Annotated in this window: 17 protein-coding genes and 1 pseudogene; 1 reads left to right on the top strand and 17 read right to left on the bottom strand. The window is 71.6% G+C overall.

The genetic code is table 11. The annotated features are described in order from the left end of the window. Positions 1-238: 238 nt before the first annotated feature. The 5 genes from pheA to Ani05nite_RS16095 all read right to left on the bottom strand — a co-directional run bounded on the left by pheA (position 239) and on the right by Ani05nite_RS16095 (position 3,719). Positions 239-1,195: a prephenate dehydratase gene (gene pheA, locus Ani05nite_RS16115; protein WP_203769140.1), complete on the bottom strand. Its 957-nt coding sequence runs from the start codon at positions 1,193-1,195 to the stop codon at positions 239-241. Between the two features lie 55 nt (positions 1,196-1,250). Further along, positions 1,251-1,856 carry a hypothetical protein gene (locus tag Ani05nite_RS16110; protein WP_203769138.1) on the bottom strand — a complete coding sequence of 202 codons (606 nt, stop codon included), beginning with the start codon at positions 1,854-1,856 and terminating at the stop codon, positions 1,251-1,253. Between the two features lie 38 nt (positions 1,857-1,894). Continuing rightward, a complete protein-coding gene (locus Ani05nite_RS16105) occupies positions 1,895-2,287 on the bottom strand; it encodes an ACT domain-containing protein (protein WP_203769136.1) in 393 nt (130 codons plus the stop codon). Positions 2,288-2,362: 75 nt separating this feature from the next. Then, positions 2,363-2,833: a hypothetical protein gene (locus Ani05nite_RS16100; RefSeq protein WP_203769134.1), complete on the bottom strand. Its 471-nt coding sequence runs from the start codon at positions 2,831-2,833 to the stop codon at positions 2,363-2,365. A 151-nt stretch (positions 2,834-2,984) separates the two neighbouring features. Beyond that, complete coding sequence (locus tag Ani05nite_RS16095) at positions 2,985-3,719, bottom strand: hypothetical protein (protein ID WP_203769166.1); 735 nt, start codon at positions 3,717-3,719, stop codon at positions 2,985-2,987. A 337-nt stretch (positions 3,720-4,056) separates the two neighbouring features. Here Ani05nite_RS16095 and Ani05nite_RS16090 point away from each other — a divergent pair, with 337 nt between their 5' ends. Continuing rightward, positions 4,057-5,259: an arginine deiminase gene (locus Ani05nite_RS16090; RefSeq protein ID WP_203769132.1), complete on the top strand. Its 1,203-nt coding sequence runs from the start codon at positions 4,057-4,059 to the stop codon at positions 5,257-5,259. A gap of 6 nt (positions 5,260-5,265) precedes the next feature. Here Ani05nite_RS16090 and Ani05nite_RS16085 read toward each other — a convergent pair whose 3' ends face one another. The 12 genes and pseudogenes from Ani05nite_RS16085 to Ani05nite_RS16030 form a co-directional block, all read right to left on the bottom strand. After that, complete coding sequence (locus tag Ani05nite_RS16085) at positions 5,266-6,006, bottom strand: glycoside hydrolase family 16 protein (protein ID WP_203769130.1); 741 nt, start codon at positions 6,004-6,006, stop codon at positions 5,266-5,268. 18 nt (positions 6,007-6,024) lie between these two features. Beyond that, positions 6,025-7,098, bottom strand: a complete 1,074-nt coding sequence (locus Ani05nite_RS16080; RefSeq protein ID WP_203769129.1) for a hypothetical protein — start codon at positions 7,096-7,098, stop codon at positions 6,025-6,027. An 81-nt stretch (positions 7,099-7,179) separates the two neighbouring features. Then, positions 7,180-8,064, bottom strand: coding sequence for a DUF5926 family protein (locus Ani05nite_RS16075; protein ID WP_203769128.1), 885 nt, complete (start codon positions 8,062-8,064; stop codon positions 7,180-7,182). 71 nt (positions 8,065-8,135) lie between these two features. Continuing rightward, positions 8,136-9,590, bottom strand: a complete 1,455-nt coding sequence (locus Ani05nite_RS16070) for a sensor histidine kinase (protein WP_203769127.1) — start codon at positions 9,588-9,590, stop codon at positions 8,136-8,138. An 85-nt stretch (positions 9,591-9,675) separates the two neighbouring features. Next, positions 9,676-10,479 (bottom strand): glycerophosphodiester phosphodiesterase, encoded by an 804-nt coding sequence (locus Ani05nite_RS16065; protein WP_203769123.1) that lies wholly within the window; start codon positions 10,477-10,479, stop codon positions 9,676-9,678. 11 nt (positions 10,480-10,490) lie between these two features. After that, positions 10,491-10,826: a rhodanese-like domain-containing protein gene (locus tag Ani05nite_RS16060; protein WP_203769121.1), complete on the bottom strand. Its 336-nt coding sequence runs from the start codon at positions 10,824-10,826 to the stop codon at positions 10,491-10,493. A gap of 15 nt (positions 10,827-10,841) precedes the next feature. Beyond that, on the bottom strand, positions 10,842-12,035 hold the full coding sequence (locus tag Ani05nite_RS16055) for an LCP family protein (RefSeq protein ID WP_203769119.1): 1,194 nt from the start codon (positions 12,033-12,035) through the stop codon (positions 10,842-10,844). A gap of 163 nt (positions 12,036-12,198) precedes the next feature. Continuing rightward, on the bottom strand, positions 12,199-13,458 hold the full coding sequence (locus tag Ani05nite_RS16050) for an LCP family protein (protein ID WP_203769117.1): 1,260 nt from the start codon (positions 13,456-13,458) through the stop codon (positions 12,199-12,201). Positions 13,459-13,568: 110 nt separating this feature from the next. After that, a complete protein-coding gene (locus Ani05nite_RS16045; protein ID WP_203769115.1) occupies positions 13,569-14,534 on the bottom strand; it encodes an NAD-dependent epimerase/dehydratase family protein in 966 nt (321 codons plus the stop codon). A gap of 69 nt (positions 14,535-14,603) precedes the next feature. Further along, the gene (locus tag Ani05nite_RS16040; protein ID WP_203769113.1) at positions 14,604-16,286 is read right to left on the bottom strand and encodes a monocarboxylic acid transporter; all 1,683 of its coding nucleotides are present in this window, start codon (positions 16,284-16,286) and stop codon (positions 14,604-14,606) included. A gap of 36 nt (positions 16,287-16,322) precedes the next feature. After that, positions 16,323-16,675, bottom strand: a pseudogene (locus Ani05nite_RS16035) (DUF485 domain-containing protein); the annotation flags it as partial. A gap of 111 nt (positions 16,676-16,786) precedes the next feature. Then, positions 16,787-17,431 (bottom strand): flavin reductase family protein, encoded by a 645-nt coding sequence (locus Ani05nite_RS16030; protein ID WP_377881505.1) that lies wholly within the window; start codon positions 17,429-17,431, stop codon positions 16,787-16,789. Positions 17,432-17,472: the final 41 nt, after the last annotated feature.

The following is a 17,472-nucleotide window of genomic DNA, read 5'->3' as shown; positions in this document are numbered from 1 at the left end:
GGCGGCGGGGTGGTGCGAGCGGGAGCAGCGGCGGGGTGGAGCGGGCGGGCGCAGCGGCGGGCGGTGCGAGCGAGCGGAACGGCGGAGTGGGCGGGCAGAGCCGTTCGAGCGCAACGGCGGGCAGAGTGCGAGTAGGCAGCGCGAGCGCGGCACCACCCCAAACCAACTCCTGAGGCAAACCCGGCAGCACCCGATCACCGACCTGCCGGCTCCCTACAGGGCAGAACCCCGCCGAACGTCAGCTCGGGTCACCAGCGCGCAAACGCGAAAGCCAAGCCGCACTATCCGCAAAGTCCGCATTGGTCAGACCCGGCTGCGACGGCAGCGGCTCCGCAGCCGCAGCCGTCGACCAGCGGTGCCGGGGGTACGACCCCAGGAACCGCACCTCGGCACAAATCCGCCGCAGCCCCTGCAGCGCCTCGCCCAGTCGCGGCTCCGCCACGTGCCCGGTGCAGTCCAGGAAGAACACGTACACGCCGAGCTGTTCGCCGGTGGGGCGGGATTCGATCCGCGACAGGTTGATGCCGCGGACGGCCAGTTCGGTGAGTACCGACAGCAGCGCCCCGACCCGGTCGTGGTCGATCATCACGGCCAGGGAGGTCACGTCGTCGCCGGTGGGCGGGCCGGGCTTGTCGGGGCGGGTCAGCAGCGCGAAGCGGGTGACGGCGTCGGCGTGGTCGGAGATCTTCTCGGCCAGGACGGTCAGGCCGTTGCGGGGGACCCCGATCGGCGCGCAGATGGCCGCGTCGTGTTCGCCGGCCGCGGTGCTGATCGCCGCCGCCGCGTTCGACAGCACGTCCACGACCACGGCGTCGGGCAGGTGGGTGCTCAGCCAGGTGCGGCACTGGGCGGAGGCCTGCGGGTGCGCCGCCACGGACCGGATCCGGTGCAGGCCGGTCAGTCGGGGGGCGGCCAGGACGAACTCCACCGGCAGCACCACCTCGCGGGTGATGACCAGGGGCGCGCCGGTGCCGAGCTCGTCGAGGGTGACCGGTACGGCCCCGCCGACGGAATTCTCCAGCGGCACGAGCGCGGCGTCGGCCTCCCCGCTGCGTACCGCCTCCAGCGCCTCGGGGACGCTGCGGGCAGGCGTACGGATGCCGTGCTCGGCGGCGGGGATGGTGCGCAGCGCCTGCTCGGTGAAGGTGCCCTCGGGGCCGAGGTAGACGAAGCGGGTGGGCGGGTTTCCCGGCATGGGCCGAGCCTAGCGGCAACCGCCCGTACGGCGGTGCGGGCGGCTCGCCGTCCGGTCAGGCCCCGCAGGCCCGGGCCCGGATGCCGGCGGGCGCCTTGCTCTGCACCTCGACGCTGCAGACGTCGGTCCCCGCCTCGATCACCTTGAGGGCGGTGGGCGTGCCCGTGGTGACGACGAACAGCTGCTCGGCCTCCTTCGGGTCCTCGCCGGCGATCTGCACCGCGGCGAACTGCCAGGATCCCGCGCAGTACGGGCCGTCGGCCACGGCGAGCTTGCGGTCCGGGATCCCCGGCAGGCCCTTCAGGACGGCGAGCATCTGCGCCGGCGTCGGCCCGCTGCGGCACTTCGGCGCGAGGGACACCGTCGGGGCCGGCGGGGTGGTGGTCGTGGTGGTGGTCCGCGGCGGCGTCGTGGCGACCGGCGGCAGCGTCGCGGGCGGTACGTACGGCACCGTCGGCAGCGTGGCGGGCGGCAGGATGCCGGTGGGCACGGGCGCGGGCACGGTGAGGCCGCTCGGGAGCGGATAGGCGGACGTGGAGGCGCCTGTGCTGCCGTCCAGCGGTGGCGCCGTCAGTGGGGGCGCCGGCGGTTCCCCGCACCCGGCGAGCAGCGTCAGGAGCCCGGCGAGGGCCAGGAGCCGGTGGCGGACGTTGCGCTGCACGCGCCCATGGTAGGACTTCCGGCCGGGTCCCGCTGCGGTCAGGCGGAGGCGAGCCGGTGACCGGCGGCGGTCAATGTGTCGACCGCCTCGGTGAGCCGCACCTGGGGGATGAGCAGATAGTCCGTGTCGTACGTGGAGAACGCCACGATGTTGACCCGGGCGTCGGCCAGCGGGCCGATCAGCGAGGCCAGCACGCCGGTGAGCGCGAGGTCGAGCGGGCCGACGACGCGCAGGCAGCGCCAGGACGCCTCGACGGTCGCGCCGTCCGGCACCCGGTCGGCCGGGCAGATCACCGACAGCTCGTCAGGCGCCCAGGTCACCGAGATGACGCTCTTGTCGTCCGGACCGCTGCTCAGGGAGGCCGGCAGGGCTGAACCGGCCGGCAGCCGGCACACCGCGTACTCCGCTGGTAGCAGATCTAGATCGAGCATGAGGGGAACACTACGGTCCGGACCCCCACGATCCCAATGGGTAGCGGGTGCGTTGATCGCCACACGAAAGGGTGACTAGTACCGGATTGCCGAGAAGAAGGTCAGCGACGCCGCGACCCGGCCGGATTCCACCAGGGGGGTGGCGATCGCGTCCACCGTCAGATGGCTGTCCTCGCCGGTGGGCTGGACGCGCATGAGGCCGCGGGCCAGGCGCTCGCTGGTGAGCGCGAGCAGCGGCGGGATCTTCTCGATCTCCTGCTCGGTGAGGTCGCCCCCGCCGGCCGTGAAGTCGATCAGCCGCAGTGAGCCGTCGCCGCCGAGCAGGGGCTGCCCGACCGCGTCGAGGCCCTTGCCCAGGCCGAGGAGTTCGCTCGCCGACGGCGACACGGCCACGATCCGGAACGCCGTGTCGATGACCAGACAGGGTTCGACGGCCTGCCAGACCGTCGCCGCCCAGCGGTCGACGCTGGAGACGAACTCGGACTCGGCCGGCGTACGCGCCTGCGGCACGAACGCTCCCGAGAGTGAGAGCTCGACGTGCGCCACCCGCACCTCCCTCTCTTCATCCGACGCCGGACGGGCCGACGTGACCTGACTCCGGCCGGACCCGCCCGATCCGAAGCTTAGCCTCGATTGTCGGGTGTCCGGCCGGCGTCGCTGACGTCAGCTCGACGGCAGGCGGTGCTCGGAAGGAACGTTACCGGCGGGTCGCCCGCTTGTCAGCGGCCGTTTGGCCGCTTGGCAGCCACCGGTAGTCCCCGGTGGGCCGGTAGGGCGCGTTCGCCCAGGTGGCGGGCTGTTGTGCCACTGCTGACAGTTTGCCGGCGGTGGCGGGGGAGATCCGCGCGCCACCGGCGATCAGCAGCCGGTCGAGCTCCTTGTGGGTGGCGACCAGGCAGTCCTTCGGCAGGCCGTGCACGCTGATCACGCCGGAGCCGACGAACGCCAGCACCGGGGTCACGGGCACGCTCAGGCCGACGGCGGAGCTCATCGCCCGGCCGGCGCGCTTGGCGTCACGGCGCGCCTCGGCCACGTACGCCGGGCGCTTGCCGTTGATCTGGACGACGTCCCCGGCGATCAGCACGCGGGCGCGGCCGTGGTCGGCGACGGTGACGGCGTAGACGCCGCCCGGGCCGATCGCGAGGAATCCGGCGCGGTCGTCGGTCGGGTCGCTCTCGTGGCCCAGCGAGTCGGTGCGGGGCCAGTCGACGATGTGCCAGGCGGGTCCGAGCCGGTCGAGGCGGGTCAGTGCGCGAGCACCGGCGGCCTCGAGGCGGCGGGCGTCGCGCTCGGCGCGGCGTCGGCGGGCCCACTCGACGGGGCTGGGGCGAGGCTCGAGCGCCGCGGGCGGTGCGGTGCGCCGAGGATCGATGGCGGGCGGATAGTTGCGGGACGGTACGGGCAGGGCAGGGCGTGCGGGGAAGACAGTCACTGCGACCTCCGGCAAAAGGTCCATCGGGCTCTCTTTCCACTACGGTACGTGTTGGACCCGGTACTCAAGCAAGTCATCGGACCGGAAAGAAAGCGGAATGAGTGGGGATGAATGCCGCATTCACGGACAAGTTCTTTTTCCGTATGGTGCATCACGCGACCTAGGGCTCCCCAAGAATCCGAAACGTCCCCGCCAAGTTAGCCTTACCTACCTTGCTAGCGCAGCGTTGTCTCAAAAATCTGCGCGCTAAGTCACAGTCCGGCTCCACGGCGTGCGGCTCTGCGGCCGGACTTCCGGTGAGCGCGCCGGGACGGCCGATCCGCCCTAGGCTCGTCCCGTGGCCCACTACGTCGACAGCGAAGTGAGCCGGCTTGCCACGGTGATGCTGCACCGGCCCGGCGCCGAGCTCGCGAGACTGACCCCGCGCAACAACGACTCCCTGCTGTTCGACGGCATCCCCTGGGTGGGCCGGGCCCAGGAGGAGCACGACGCGTTCGCCGCCGCCCTGCGCCAGCGCGGCGTCGAGGTGCTCTACCTGGGCGAACTGCTGGAGCAGACGCTGGCCGTGAGCGCCGCCCGGGAGGCGCTGACCGCGAGCGTGCTGGACACCTCCCGGCTCGGCGACACCCTGCGCGAGCGGGTCGCCGCCCACCTGGCCGACCTGGCGCCGCGCGAGCTGGCCCAGGTGCTGATGGCCGGGCTGGCCCACGAGGAGGTCAAGCCGGGACCGGGCCGCTCGGGCGGGCTGGTCTACCAGCTCATGGACCGGCTGGACTTCGTCATCGACCCGCTGCCCAACCTGCTGTTCACCCGCGACTCCTCGGTCTGGGTGCGCGACCGGGTGGCGGTCACCAGCCTGGCCATGCCGGCCCGCGACCGGGAGACCACCCTGACCCGGGCCATCTACACCCACCACCCGCGCTTCGCCGGCACCGAGCTGCTCTACCAGCCCGGTCTGGAGCATGTGGAGGGTGGCGACGTGCTGCTGCTCGCGCCGAACGTGCTGGCGATCGGCGTCGGCGAGCGCACCACGCCGGCCGGCGCCGAGCGGCTCGCCCGCCGGGTGTTCGCGGCCGGGCTGGCCCACACCATCCTGGCGGTGCCGATCGCCCAGGAACGCGCGACCATGCACCTCGACACGGTCTGCACGATGGTCGACGTCGACGCGGTGGTGATGTACCCCAACATCGCGGACACCCTGCGGGCGTACCCGGTGACCGCCGGCTTCGACGGCGAGCCGACGGTCGGCCCGTCCCGGCCGTTCCTGGACGCGGCCGCGGAGGCGATGGGCATCGACCGGCTGCGGATCATCGACACCGGCCTGGACCCGGTCACCGCGGAACGCGAGCAGTGGGACGACGGCAACAACACGCTGGCGATCGCGCCGCGGCTCTGCGTGGCGTACGAGCGCAACGTCGAGACGAACGCCCAGCTCGAGCGGGCGGGCATCGAGGTGATCGCGATCAGCGGCTCGGAGCTGGGCTCCGGCCGGGGCGGCCCGCGCTGCATGAGCTGCCCGATCGAGCGCGTGCCACTCTGACGGGCGTCACGACCCCAGTACGTGCGAGACGATCAGCTCCGGCACGGGCGCCTGGTCCTCGCCCGTGGCCTTGCCGGGGAAGTCGAAGACCGCCAGCATCAGCTGCATCGGGTAGTTCGGGGACTGGTCGATCCGGCGTACCCGGGCCTCGTCCACACTGAACACCAGCGAGCCGGGCTGCCAGTCGACCGCGTACGTGTGGAACTCGGTGACCTCGATGTCGAGCGGCACCGTGGACCACTGCTCGGTCAGGACGGGGTCACGGAAGGCGTGCAGGCCGAGGCCGACGTCGGCGGAGCCCGGCCGGACCGCGTCGCCGAAGATCTCCATCACGCAGATCTCGCCCGAGTGCTGCGGCTTGTCCTCGATGCCGGCGAGCCAGCAGGCCATCATGGACCGCGGGGAGAGCACGCCGCGGGCGCGCACCTCGACGTGGCCGTAGAGCGGGGTGTAGCCCCGGAACTCCGGTTCCTCGCTGGCCACCAGCAGGTCGTCGCGGAACGGCTGACCACCGCTCGGGCTGCCCACCGGCCCGGAGCCGCTCGCGCTCTGCATGCCGGACACGCGCAGCGGTTCCTCGTGCAGCTCCGGGCACCACAGGCCCTGCTCGGGCGGGATGCTCAGCCGCAGCTCACCACCGGTGACCCGGTACGTCGCCGCGGACGACGCGCGCGAACTCCAGTGCGGCAGGTAGTACGGCAGCCACACCGAGAGGTCGAGCGCGTCGCCGGCGAAGCGGTCCTCCATCGACGCAATGTAGCGCGCTCAGGTGCCCCGGATGGTGAAGACCTTCGAGGTCCCGCCGACCGCGGCGGCGTCACCCGGCGCGTAGACGCGGTACGAGTACGTGGCCTGGCCTCCCGGCGTGGCCACCACGGTGTACCGGCCGCTGGCCCGGACCTGACCGGTGCTGACCTGGCGCCAGATGTTGTCCGGGTAGAGCCGCTGCAAACGTACGGTCTTGCCCACCGCGAGCGGCGTGACGTTGCCGTCGACGTTGACGTTGGTGCCGGCCGGCACGGATGTCGCGGCGGGCGTCGCGCTCACCGCGTAGCGGCTGTAGCGGACGTGGGCGCTGTCGACCGCGAGCATCGTCGGCGGCCAGGGCACGCCGGGCCGGGCCGTGCCGGTCACCCAGGCGCACTGCAGCCACTGCGCCTCGTTGGCGTTCAGCGTCCGCTGGTAGATGCCGTCGGCGCCGGTCCGCGCGGACAGGGTCCCCGCGTCCTCCACGCAACTGTTGTCGGAGCCGACCTGCAACGGCAGGCTGGGCCACGGGTCGCCGGTGGTGTTGTCCCAGGCCCGGATCCGCTGCGTCACCGGCTTGGTCCTGTCGGCCGGCTCCGGCGCGAAGGTCATCTCGATCATCGGCCGGTGCGAGCTCTGCACCTGCAGGCTCGGGGTGTCGACGACCGTACGGGGATCGAGGTCCAGGGTGTTGCGGAACGTCTTGTCGATCGCGTTGATGCCGACCGGCTCGATCGTCCCGCTCCAGGCCGAGGTGACCGGCATCGATCCGGCCCAGATCCCGTCCTGGTCGGTGCCCTCGACCCGGCGCAGCACGACGTAGCGGTTGAGACCGCCGTCGACCTCCACGGAGGGGCCGGCCGCCTGGTCGCTGGGCACGTAGTCCTGCTGCTGGACCCCGGTCTCGTCGGTCAGGCGGACCCGCACCTCGACGAAGTGGGTCTCGAGGCCGGACACCGTCACCGACGACTCGGCGAAGGTGATCGAGTGGACCTCCGGCGCCGCGGTGTCCGCCTCGGCCAGGGCCGGTGCGGCCGGCAGGACGGACAGCAGAACTGCCGCGGCGACCGGCGCGGCGATGGACAAGCGCATACCGGCACTGTACGGACCACACGCGAGCCTGTCCGTCCCGTTCGGCGGGGGAAGCGCACCCCGCCGAACGGAGCGCGGCCGTCAGCGCAGCGTCAGCTGCCGGCTCACCAGACCCTGCTTGGCGCGGCGTCCAGCGGCGTCCAGCGGCGCCGTCTCGGCCAGGATGTCGCTGTAGCGCTTGGCGAAGTCGGCCAGCGGGGCCTCCCAGTCGCCGGCCTCGGGCTCACCCGGCACATCCCAGACCGGGACCAGCCGGCCGTGGGCCCGGAACATCCCGGCGAACTTGGTGTGCTCGCCGAGCAGCAGGTCGCCGCTCGCGGAGAGGCGGGCCAGCGCGTCCAGCGCCGGGTCCTCGTCCTGGGGCAGCACCCAGCGCACGTGCGACTTGTCCGGCTGCACCCGGCACCAGTACGCGGCCGGCACCCCCATCCGCACGGTCGGGTAGATCGACGCGTTGGCCCGCTCCAGCGAAGCCTTCACGTTCGGGTCCTCGGCCTGCTCGGCGTCGAGCCAGTACTCGAAGCCGTCGTGCATCGTGATGTCCAGCGGGCCGTCGACGAGGATGTCCTGCAGGCGCGGGCCCTCGCCGGGCAGGGCCGGCACGGCGACGGTGTCACCCGGCTCGGTCTTCAGGGCGCACAGGATCGCCACGGCGATGTCCCGCGACACGTCGCCGGACTGCACGTGCCGCTGCAGCCCGACGAAGACGCGCCCGTCCTGGCGGGTCATCGCCGGCCAGGCCATCGGGAGCACCGTCGAGAGCGTGACCGGGCGGTCCCCGTACTCTTCGATGATCTCGGGCTTGAGGGTCAGCGGCGCGGAGGCGGCCGGAACCAGCTCCCGCAGCGCGATCCACTCCGGCTCGTCGGCCAGGCCTTCGAACGGCCGGGCGACGAAGATGTCACGCACCTTCTGGCGCTTGGGGGCCGCGTTGGCGGCGGCGCGGGGGTTTCGACGCTTGCTCACGGCGAATCAGCCTAGGCGGTGGCCGCCCGATCCCGGCACTCCGGGCCGCCGCGGCGAAAAGGATCATCCGGTCAGGCCCGGGGGAGGCGGACCTCCGCGACCGTTCCGCCGCCGGCGCGCGGGCGCAGCGAGACCCAGCCGTGCTGGCGTTCCACGATCCGGCGGACCAGGTACAGGCCCAGGCCGGCGCCGGGGTTGCGGCCGCGGTCGTGGGAGTCGCCCTGCCAGTAGCGCTCGAACGCGCGCTCCACGTGCTCCGGCTTGACGCCGATGCCGCGGTCGGCCACCCGGAAGGTCACCGTCGCCTCGTCGGCCGCCGCGCTCACCTCGACCTCGGTGTCGCGGTCGGAGTACTTGTCGGCGTTCGTGGCCAGCTCGGTGAGGATGGTGGCGAGCGAGTCGCGGTCGCCGAACGCCTTCGGCAGCTCGGCCGGCAGCCCGTCGAGCACCAGCCGGCGGCGCAGGTCCACCGGCAGGTCCGCGGCCGCCTGCCGCAGGCCCTCGGCCAGGTCGAACGGCCCGGGCGGGTGCCCGGCCACCTCGCCGTCGTCGCTGGTGGCCGACAGCAGCCGGTCGACGAGCCGGGCCAGCTCGCCGGCGCGGGCGCCGATCACCCGGACCGCCTCCTGACGCCCGTCCTCGCCCAGGGTCTGCCAGTGGTTGGTGAGCGTGTCCGCGTACCCCTTGATCACCGTGACCGGGGTGCGCAGCTCGTGACTGGTGACGGCGACGAACAGGTCGCGGTCCTCGTGCCGGCGGTCCTGGTCGGTGGAGTCCCGGAACGTGACGACCCGCATGGCCGGGGTGTGCGGCAGGTCGCCCGCGGTTACCTTGAGCAGGCGGCCGGACGGGAGCCGGTGGACCAGCACCTGGCCGGGCGGCGGCACCGGGAAGGGCAGCTCGCGGCCGAGCATCTCGGCGGCGCTGCGCCCGGTGAGCTGCTCGGCGGCCGGGTTCCAGAGCTGCACGACGCAGTCGCGGTCGATGATGGTGAGCCCGTCGGAGAGGGCGGCCACCACCGGGCCGTCGCCGTGCACCGGCAGGCCGGCCTGGTCGCCGTACATGTGGGCGATGTTGGTGGCGAGCAACTCCAGCACGTCGTGGTGCTCGGGGCCGGGCTCGCTGTCGTCCTCGCCGTAGTAGACGTGCAGGGAACCGACGGCCAGGCCGCTGATCTCGCACCGCGCCCCGAGCATCCGGTGCCGGTCGCCGCCCTCGATCTGCCCGGCGAACTCGTCGTTGACCTCCTCCAGCGGCAGCAGCTGGGTCCGGCGGCCGGTGGCCAGCGGGCTGCCGGCCAGCTCCACCCGGCGGCCGAGCGCGCGGGCGCAGACGCCGGCGGCGGCGATGATCCGGCCGTGGCCGGGGCTGTACTCGGCGAAGCCGGCGCCGAGCCCGCCCAGCACGTCCTGGGCGAGGCGGACCAGCTGGTTCAGCACGGCCAGTCCGGCCTCGCCGGCGTTGATCCGGTCGAGAAGCGCGATCTGCCCTCGCGTCAGCGCGGCGTAGTCGGGACGATCCGGCATGTCTGCGAGTCTGCCTCGCTTACGCGCTTTTGGGCAGGGCGGTTGGTGTGGATCTTGCCGCTAACCGGGCCGAGAGTGTCCGGCGTCACACTTCGGATACCTTCTCGAGACGCTCCAGCACGAACTTCGGGCGGTCGCTGATGATGCCGTCCGGGCGCTGAGCCACGACCAGATCGAGGTCCGCTTCCTCGTTGACCGTCCAGACGTACGTCTGGTGGCCCGCGGCGCGCAGGGCGGAGACCAGCTGGGGGCGGGACCGGAGCAGGGCGATCCCGGGGCCGGCGATCCGCGCGCCGAACGGCAACCGGCCGCGGCCCACCCCGGGCGGCACGATCTCCAGCAGGTAGACCGTCGGGACGGCGGGCGCCAGCTTGCGTACCCGGCGCAGGGCCAGGGCCGCGAAGGACATCACGGTCACCTGGATCGGGTCGTCCGGCTTCGGCTCGGCCAGGCCGTACCGGCGCAGCATGGCAACCAGCCGCCGCTCGACCTCGGCGCCGTAGCGGGACGGGTGTTTGGTCTCGATGAGCACGCGTACCGGGCGGCCGTGCTCCCGCAGAGCATCCAGCAGGCGCTCCAGCGTGAGCAGCCGGGCGTGCTCCTCCGGCCACTCGTCGGCGGCTGCGGCGGCGGCCGGGTGCCAGGAGGCGAAGTCGAGCTCCTCCAGCTCGGCCAGGGTCTTCCCGCTGACCAGCCCGGTGCCGTTGCTGGTGCGGTTGAGCCGGCGGTCGTGCACGCACACCAGGTGGCCGTCGCGGGTCAGCCGCACGTCGCATTCCACGCCGTCGGCGCCCTCGTCGAGGGCGCGCAGGTACGCCGCCAGCGTGTGCTCGGGCAGCGCGTCGGCGCCGCCGCGATGGGCGAAGACCAGCGGGCGTCCGGAGGCCATGGAACCGGGGCTCACAGGACGCGGGGAGGCTGACCGTTCTCGCTGACGACATCGCGGCCGTCGCCGGCCCACGCCTGCATGCCGCCATCGAGGTTGCGGACGTTGTCCCATCCGTTGCCCATCAGGTACGACACCACCTGCCCGGAGCGCCCGCCGGAGCGGCACACCACCACGACCTCGGTGTCGTGCGGGATCTCGGCGACGCGCGCCGGGACCTCCATCATCGGCAGGTGATGGGCGCCGGGCGCATGCCCCGCCGCCCATTCGTCGGGCTCCCGCACGTCGAGCAGGTAGGCCGTGGCCTCGACCTGGGACGGCGTCACGCTGGGTACCTGAGGTCCGAACACCCGACCAGCGTAAAGCTACTTCTCCTTGGCCACGACGTCCGGGTTGCCGATGATGAAGTCCGCGAGTTTGTCCTGCTTGACGGCCCGGTACATGGCCATCGTCTTGGGCGTGATGGCCTCGCGGCCGTTCTGGTTGCCGGCGAACGAGCCGTCGTTGCTGCGCAGCAGCACCAGATCGTTGGCGGCTACACCCTTGAGAGTGAAGATGAAGTCGGCGACGGGCACGCCGCCGGTGTCCAGGACGAACGCCTTGCCGGCGGCCTTCATCAGCGCGCTGACCTTCACCGGGTTGGTCAGGACGCCGCTGTTGCTGGCCTTCTTCGCCATCGCCTTGATGAGCTGCTGCTGGTGGCGCTGGCGGTCGTAGTCGCCCTTCTCCAGGCCGTAGCGCTGGCGGGCGTAGTCGAGGGCCTCCCAGCCCTCCATGTCCCGGCAGCCCTTCTCGTGCCAGATCGGGGTCTGGGCCCGGCCGGTCTTGCGGGCCTCGGCGAGGTACATCGGCTTGCCGCCCACCATGACCATGTGGTGCGACTTGACCCGCTGGTCCACGCACATCTTCACGCCCTTGAGCGCGTCGATGACGCCCTTGAAGCCGTTGAAGTCGATGATCGCCGCGCCGTCGAAGCTGATGCCCGTCGTGTTCTTCAGCGTCTGGGCCATGAGCTGGGCGCCGCCGGCCCAGCCGCCGCCGTTCTGGGCGCCGTGGAAGAACGCCTCGGTGGCCTTCGCCGTGCCGCCCGGATACTTGCTCTTGGCGAACGGCGGGACCTGCACCTCGGTGTCGCGCGGGACCGAGACGAGGTACGCCTGGTCGTGGCTCGCCGGGATGTGCAGGATGATGATCGTGTCGGCGTGCAGGTCGTCGACGGCCCAGCGCTTGCGCGCGTCCACGCCCATCAGCAGCAGGTCGATCGGGCCCTTGAGGCTGTTGCCGCCCTCGGCCGCCGTCTTCTTGGTGCCGCCCAGCAGGTCGTCCTGGGTGACCGCGTTCGTCGCGCTGCTGACCACCCACTTGGTGCCGACGATGCCCGCGCCGCTGGCCATCATCAGGACCGCGCCGAAGACCAGGGTCGCCTTGGCCCACAGCGGATCGCGGCGTTTCTTGCGGCCGGCGGCGGGCTTGGCGGGCCCCGCCGGAGCGGTGCGCCTGGGGGCCGTGACGGCGTCCCGATCCAGCGACGAAACCCGTCGGGGGGTCTGGACGGTCATGCGCTCTCCAAGCGGGTCGGGATCCGGGCGGACATCACTGTACGTTCATCTTCGATCTCTTGCGAGGTCTCGTGCGTTTCAGATCAATGACACGCAGCGTTAAACAAAGGGCGCGAGCCGGCGAGAACCGCCGACCCGCGCCCTTTGCCCGGATCTTGAGGGATCAGCCGTTGGCCTGGCTGGACGGTGCCGTCTTGGTCGACGACATCCACTCATCCATCTTGTCGGCAGCCATCGCCTTGTACATAGCCAGAGCCTTCTCCCGATCCGACACCACGACGCTCTGTCCCGCGATGGTCTGGCCACCCAGATTGGGGCTGGTGAGGAAGGTGAGGTTCTCGCCGCGCAGGCTGCGGAACTGCACCGCCATGTCGGTCAGCGAGAAGTCCTGGTCGGCGGTGATCGCGTTGGTGGTCGCCTTGAGGAAGCTGTTGAGCTTGGCCGGGTTGCTCAGCGTGCCGGTGCTGGCCGCCTTGTCCATGAGCGCCTTCAGGAACTCCTGCTGGTGCTGCATCCGGGCGAAGTCGCCGCGGGCGAACTGCTTGCGCTGGCGGATCCAGTCGAGCGCCTGGGCCCCGTCCATGTGCATGGTGCCCTTCTTGAACTTGCGGAACGGCTTGTGGATGGAGGTGATGCTCTGCTCGACCTTCAGGTCCACGCCGCCGAGGGCGTCGGTGACCTCCTTGAAGCCGCCGAAGTCGATCGCCAGCACGTGGTCCAGGTGCACGTCGGTCATGCACTCCACGGTCCGCACCGCGCGGGGCAGGCCGCCGAACGCGAATGCCGCGTTGATCTTGTTACGGCTGCCGCTGCTGCAGTCGGCCGAGTTGCCCGACGGGATCTGCACCCACAGGTCCCGCGGGATCGACACGAGCTGGGCGGACTTGTGGTCGGCCGGGATGTGCATGACGATCAGCGTGTCCGCGCGCCAGGCGTTGGTGTCGTCCTTGGCCGCGTCCGGGTCCCGCGAGTCGCTGCCGACCAGCAGGATGTTGAGCGCGCCGTCCACCGTCTTGACCGGGCGGCCCGCGGTGATGTCGGAGAACGCGTCGGTGCGCTTGAGGTCGTCGTTGAGGCCGTTGGCGTAGCCGTACAGCGAGATGCCGGCGACCAGGCCGCCGACCAGCAGGACGGCCGCGGCCACCAGGGCGATCCGACCCCAGCGCGGCTTGCGCCGGCCCTTGTACGGACGGCCGGGGCGGGGGTGCCCACCCGGTCCGCGCGGCGGGCCGGCCGGCCCGCCGGGACCGCCGGCGGAGCCCCGCGGCGGCCAGTCGTCGTACCCACGGGGCGCGCCGGCCCGGCCCGACACGGGACCGGCGGTGCCGGCGCGGCCCGGCCCGGGCACCGAGGCCCGGCTCATCGAGCCCGGCACGGAAGCCCGGCCGGAGGAGCTACCCCAAGGGGACGTGGTCGCAGACATGACTTCAGGTTACGTACCGGGAACCAGGCAAAGCGTGCATCGACACTGGCGCGGCACGAAGGGAGGAGACAATTACCGACGGTGAAACGTTCACTACCGAGGCTAAATGCTCAGCCTCTGAAGAAGTCGATCGTGCGCCGCAGGCCCTCCTCGGGCGCGACCCGGGGCTCGTAGCCGAGCAGGGTGCGGGCCAGGGTCAGGTCCGGCCGGCGCTTCTCCGGGTCGTCGGCGGAGCGCTCGACCAGGTCGATCCGCGAGTCGCTGCCGCACAGCCGGACGATCAGCTCGGCCAGCTCGAGCATGGTCAGCTCGTGCTCGGTGCCGCAGTTGATCGGGCCGGTCTCGTCCGAGTCGAGCAGCAGCAGGATGCCGCGGACCAGGTCGTCGACGTAGGTGATCGACCGGGTCTGCGCGCCGGTGCCGTGCACGGTGATCGGGGCGCCGCGCAGCGCCTGGCTGATGAAGGTGGGGATGGCCCGGCCGTCGTCGGGGCGCATCCGCGGACCGTACGTGTTGAAGATGCGCACGATCGCGGTGGAGAGCCCGTGGAACCGGTGGTAGCCCATCGTTGCGGCCTCGGCGAACCGCTTGGACTCGTCGTAGACCGCGCGCACGCCGATCGGGTTGACGTTGCCCCAGTACGACTCCGGCTGCGGGTGCACGAGCGGGTCGCCGTACGCCTCCGAGGTCGACGCCATCAGGAAGCGCGCCGCGTCCGCGACCGCGCGGTCCAGCAGGGCCAGCGTGCCCACCGAGCCGACCTTGAGGATTTCCACCGGCAGCTTGGCGAAGTCGGTGGGGCTGGCCGGGGAGGCCATGTGCAGGATCGCGTCGAAGCGCTCGCGCATCGCCGGGTGGTTCGGCAGGCCCTCGGTGAGGTCGGCCTCGATCAGCGTGAAGCGCGGCTCGGTGGCCAGGTGGGCCACGTTCTCCTTGGCGCCCGTGACGAAGTTGTCGATCGCCACCACGGTGCAGCCCCGGCTCAGCAGGGCATCGACGACGTGGGACGGCACGAAGCCCGCGCCGCCGCTGACGAGAATCCGATGGCCTGCGCCGTACCGCTGCTGCACTGACATGGAGGCCACTCTAAGCGACCGGGGCCGACGCGCATTTCGCACGTCGGCCCCGGGTTCTTTGTCCGCTTTCTAGTGGGCGCCGAAGCCGGTCAGCGACCGCACCTCGAGCTCGGCGTACTTGTCCTCGTCCGACTCCTTCGACAGCACCGTGCCGATCCAGCCGCACAGGAAGCCGATCGGGATCGAGATGATGCCCGGGTTGTTCAGCGGGAACCAGTGCCAGTCGCTGTCCGGGAACATCGCCGAGGGCGCACCGGACACGACGGGCGAGAAGAACACGAGGAACACCGCGGAGATCAGACCGCCGTAGATCGCCCACAGCGCGCCGGAGGTGTTGAACCGCTTCCAGAACAGGCTGTAGAGGATCGCCGGCAGGTTGCCCGACGCCGCCACCGCGAACGCGAGCGCGACCAGGAAGGCCACGTTCAGGCTCTGCGCGAAGATCGACAGCACGATCGCGATCGCGCCGATGACGAATGCCGCGATCCGCGCCACCCGCACCTCGTCGCGTTCCGAGGCCTGGCCGCGCTTGACGACGCTGGCGTAGAAGTCGTGCGCGACGCTCGACGACGAGGCCAGGGTCAGGCCGGCCACCACGGCCAGGATGGTGGCGAAGGCGACGGCCGCGATGATGGCGAGCAGCACCGCGCCGCCCGTCTCGCCGCCGAAGTAGTCGATGCCGAGCGCCTGGGCCAGCTGCGGGGCGGCGGTGTTGCCCGCCTTGTCCTGCGCGGTGATCGCCTTGCCGCCCACCAGGGCCGCCGCGCCGAAGCCGAGGGCCAGGGTGAACAGGTAGAACGTGCCGATGATGCCGATCGCCCAGAGCACGCTCTTGCGGGCGATCTTGCTGGTCGGCACGGTGTAGAAGCGGGTCAGGATGTGCGGCAGGCCGGCCGTGCCGAGCACCAGGGCGATGCCGAGCGAGAGCAGATCCATCTTGCTGTAGAACGTCTTCGCCGCGTCGCCGGCGGTCTCCACGCCGTACCGCAGGCCGGGTTCCAGGAACGCCGAGCCCTTGCCGGACTGTTCGGCGGCGTCGCCGAGCAGCGACGACAGGTTGAACTTGTAGTGGGCCAGCACCAGCAGGGTCATCAGCAGGGCGCCGGTCATCAGCAGGAACGCCTTGACGATCTGCACGTACGTGGTGCCCTTCATGCCGCCGACCACGACGTACACGATCATCAGCGCGCCGACCAGGATGATGGTGGCGACCTTGGCGGTGTCGGCGTCCATGCCCAAGAACGTGGTGCCGGGCTTGATCCCCAGCAGCAGGCTGACCAGCGCGCCCGCGCCGACCATCTGGGCGATCAGGTAGAAGATCGACACGACGATGGTGGAGACGGACGCCGCGGTGCGCACCGGGCGCTGCCGCATCCGGAACGCCAGCACGTCGGCCATCGTGTACCGGCCCGAGTTGCGCAGGAACTCGGCCACCAGCAGCAGCGCGACCAGCCAGGCGACCAGGAAGCCGATGGAGTACAGGAAGCCGTCGTAGCCGTACAGGGCGATGAGGCCGGCGATGCCCAGGAACGAGGCCGCCGACATGTAGTCGCCGCCGATCGCCATGCCGTTCTGGAAGCCCGAGAACTGCCGGCCGCCGGCGTAGAAGTCGGTCGCCGTCTTGGTCTGCCGGCTGGCCCAGATGGTGATGCCCAGGGTGATCGCCACGAAGACCAGGAACAGCGTGATGGTCAGGGTGCGGCTGGTCGAGGTGGTGCCGGCCTCGGCCGCGAGGATCAGGTGCGAGTGCATTACTTGGCCACCTCCGTGTCCGTCGGGGTGGCGTCGTCCTCGCGGGCCGCGGCGCTGCGGGTGGCGGCGCCGGCCGTCAGGTCCTCGCGGATCTTGTCGGCGATCGGGTCGACCTGGCGGGCCGCGAACCGGGAGTAGTACCAGGCGATCACAAACGTCGAGATGAACTGCAGCAGGCCGAACAGCAGCGCGACGTTGATGTTGCCGATGATCTTCACCGACATGAAGCCCCGGGCGTACGCCGAGAGCAGGACATAGAGGGCGTACCAGAGGAAGAACGCGACGGTCATGGGGAAGACGAAGTTGCGCAGTCTGCGGCGCAACCCGGCGAATTCATCGGATCGCTGGACCTCGAGATACTTCTCGGACGGGGTCGCTTCGGTTGTCAACGTGGCTCACCACCTTCGTGGAGGGGCGGGTCTTTTCCGCACCGTACGAAGCAGTGGTGGCGATCACTGGCCGTTGGTCGCCAGGTGCGCCGAGCGGCGGCCCTGTTGCGCTTACCGGTCGAGCGCGCGGTACCGGCCCCGGAAGTGCAGCAGCGGGGCGAGGCCGCCGTCGTCGAGCCGGATCTCCTCGATGGTCGCCTCGACGAGCAGTCCCCAGCCGTACGGCCGGTGCCCGTCGAGCCGGCAGCCGGCCCAGGTGCCCGCGCCCGCCGGCACCTTGCCGTAGTCGGTGTCGGCCCAGCCGTCGCCGGCGAACAGGCCGCCGGGCGCGGGCATCAGCCCGGCGAACCGGTCGGCGAGCTGCTGGTCGCCCGGCCGCAGCGGCGTGACCGCGAAGCGCCCGGCCACCGCGGCGGCGTCCCAGAACTCGCTCTCCTCGTCGACCAGCCCGAGCACCCGGCCGGGGCTGCCGTCGGCGACCAGCATCGACGAGACGGTGAGCCCGGCCGGACCGGGCGCGGTCCAGAGCGTCACCGGCGCGGCCAGCCGGCCGCGCAGCCGCCGGACCGCGGACTTGTCCGGTTCCGGAGTGGCGAACGGGTCGCTGGAGTGGATGTGCGCGCCGGGCTCGACAGGTTTCACGGGAAACATTCTGCCGTCCTCGCGGTACAGTCGGTCCCATGAACACCGCGTGCCCGCAGAGCTGGCGCCCGTCCTAGCGACGGCCGCCACTTCCGCACGCGCGGGCCGTCCCATCGGACGGCCCGTTGCTCGTTCCCGGGACGTCCACGACCCCG

This window comes from Actinoplanes nipponensis, assembly GCF_016862275.1.
GTDB lineage: Bacteria > Actinomycetota > Actinomycetes > Mycobacteriales > Micromonosporaceae > Actinoplanes > Actinoplanes nipponensis.
The sequence above is the reverse complement of the archived record's forward strand: the minus strand, read 5'-3'. Positions and strand labels throughout refer to the sequence as shown.

What these genes read in the sequence shown, in the direction of transcription:
- pheA (WP_203769140.1), bottom strand. Translation starts at nt 1,195, where the DNA reads ATGCCGGGAAACCCGCCCACCCGCTTCGTCTACCTCGGCCCCGAGGGC.
- Ani05nite_RS16105 (WP_203769136.1), bottom strand. Translation starts at nt 2,287, where the DNA reads ATGCTCGATCTAGATCTGCTACCAGCGGAGTACGCGGTGTGCCGGCTG.
- Ani05nite_RS16085 (WP_203769130.1), bottom strand. Translation starts at nt 6,006, where the DNA reads ATGGAGGACCGCTTCGCCGGCGACGCGCTCGACCTCTCGGTGTGGCTG.
- Ani05nite_RS16080 (WP_203769129.1), bottom strand. Translation starts at nt 7,098, where the DNA reads ATGCGCTTGTCCATCGCCGCGCCGGTCGCCGCGGCAGTTCTGCTGTCC.
- Ani05nite_RS16070 (WP_203769127.1), bottom strand. Translation starts at nt 9,590, where the DNA reads ATGCCGGATCGTCCCGACTACGCCGCGCTGACGCGAGGGCAGATCGCG.
- Ani05nite_RS16065 (WP_203769123.1), bottom strand. Translation starts at nt 10,479, where the DNA reads ATGGCCTCCGGACGCCCGCTGGTCTTCGCCCATCGCGGCGGCGCCGAC.
- Ani05nite_RS16055 (WP_203769119.1), bottom strand. Translation starts at nt 12,035, where the DNA reads ATGACCGTCCAGACCCCCCGACGGGTTTCGTCGCTGGATCGGGACGCC.
- Ani05nite_RS16050 (WP_203769117.1), bottom strand. Translation starts at nt 13,458, where the DNA reads ATGTCTGCGACCACGTCCCCTTGGGGTAGCTCCTCCGGCCGGGCTTCC.
- Ani05nite_RS16045 (WP_203769115.1), bottom strand. Translation starts at nt 14,534, where the DNA reads ATGTCAGTGCAGCAGCGGTACGGCGCAGGCCATCGGATTCTCGTCAGC.
- Ani05nite_RS16040 (WP_203769113.1), bottom strand. Translation starts at nt 16,286, where the DNA reads ATGCACTCGCACCTGATCCTCGCGGCCGAGGCCGGCACCACCTCGACC.
- Ani05nite_RS16030 (WP_377881505.1), bottom strand. Translation starts at nt 17,431, where the DNA reads ATGGGACGGCCCGCGCGTGCGGAAGTGGCGGCCGTCGCTAGGACGGGC.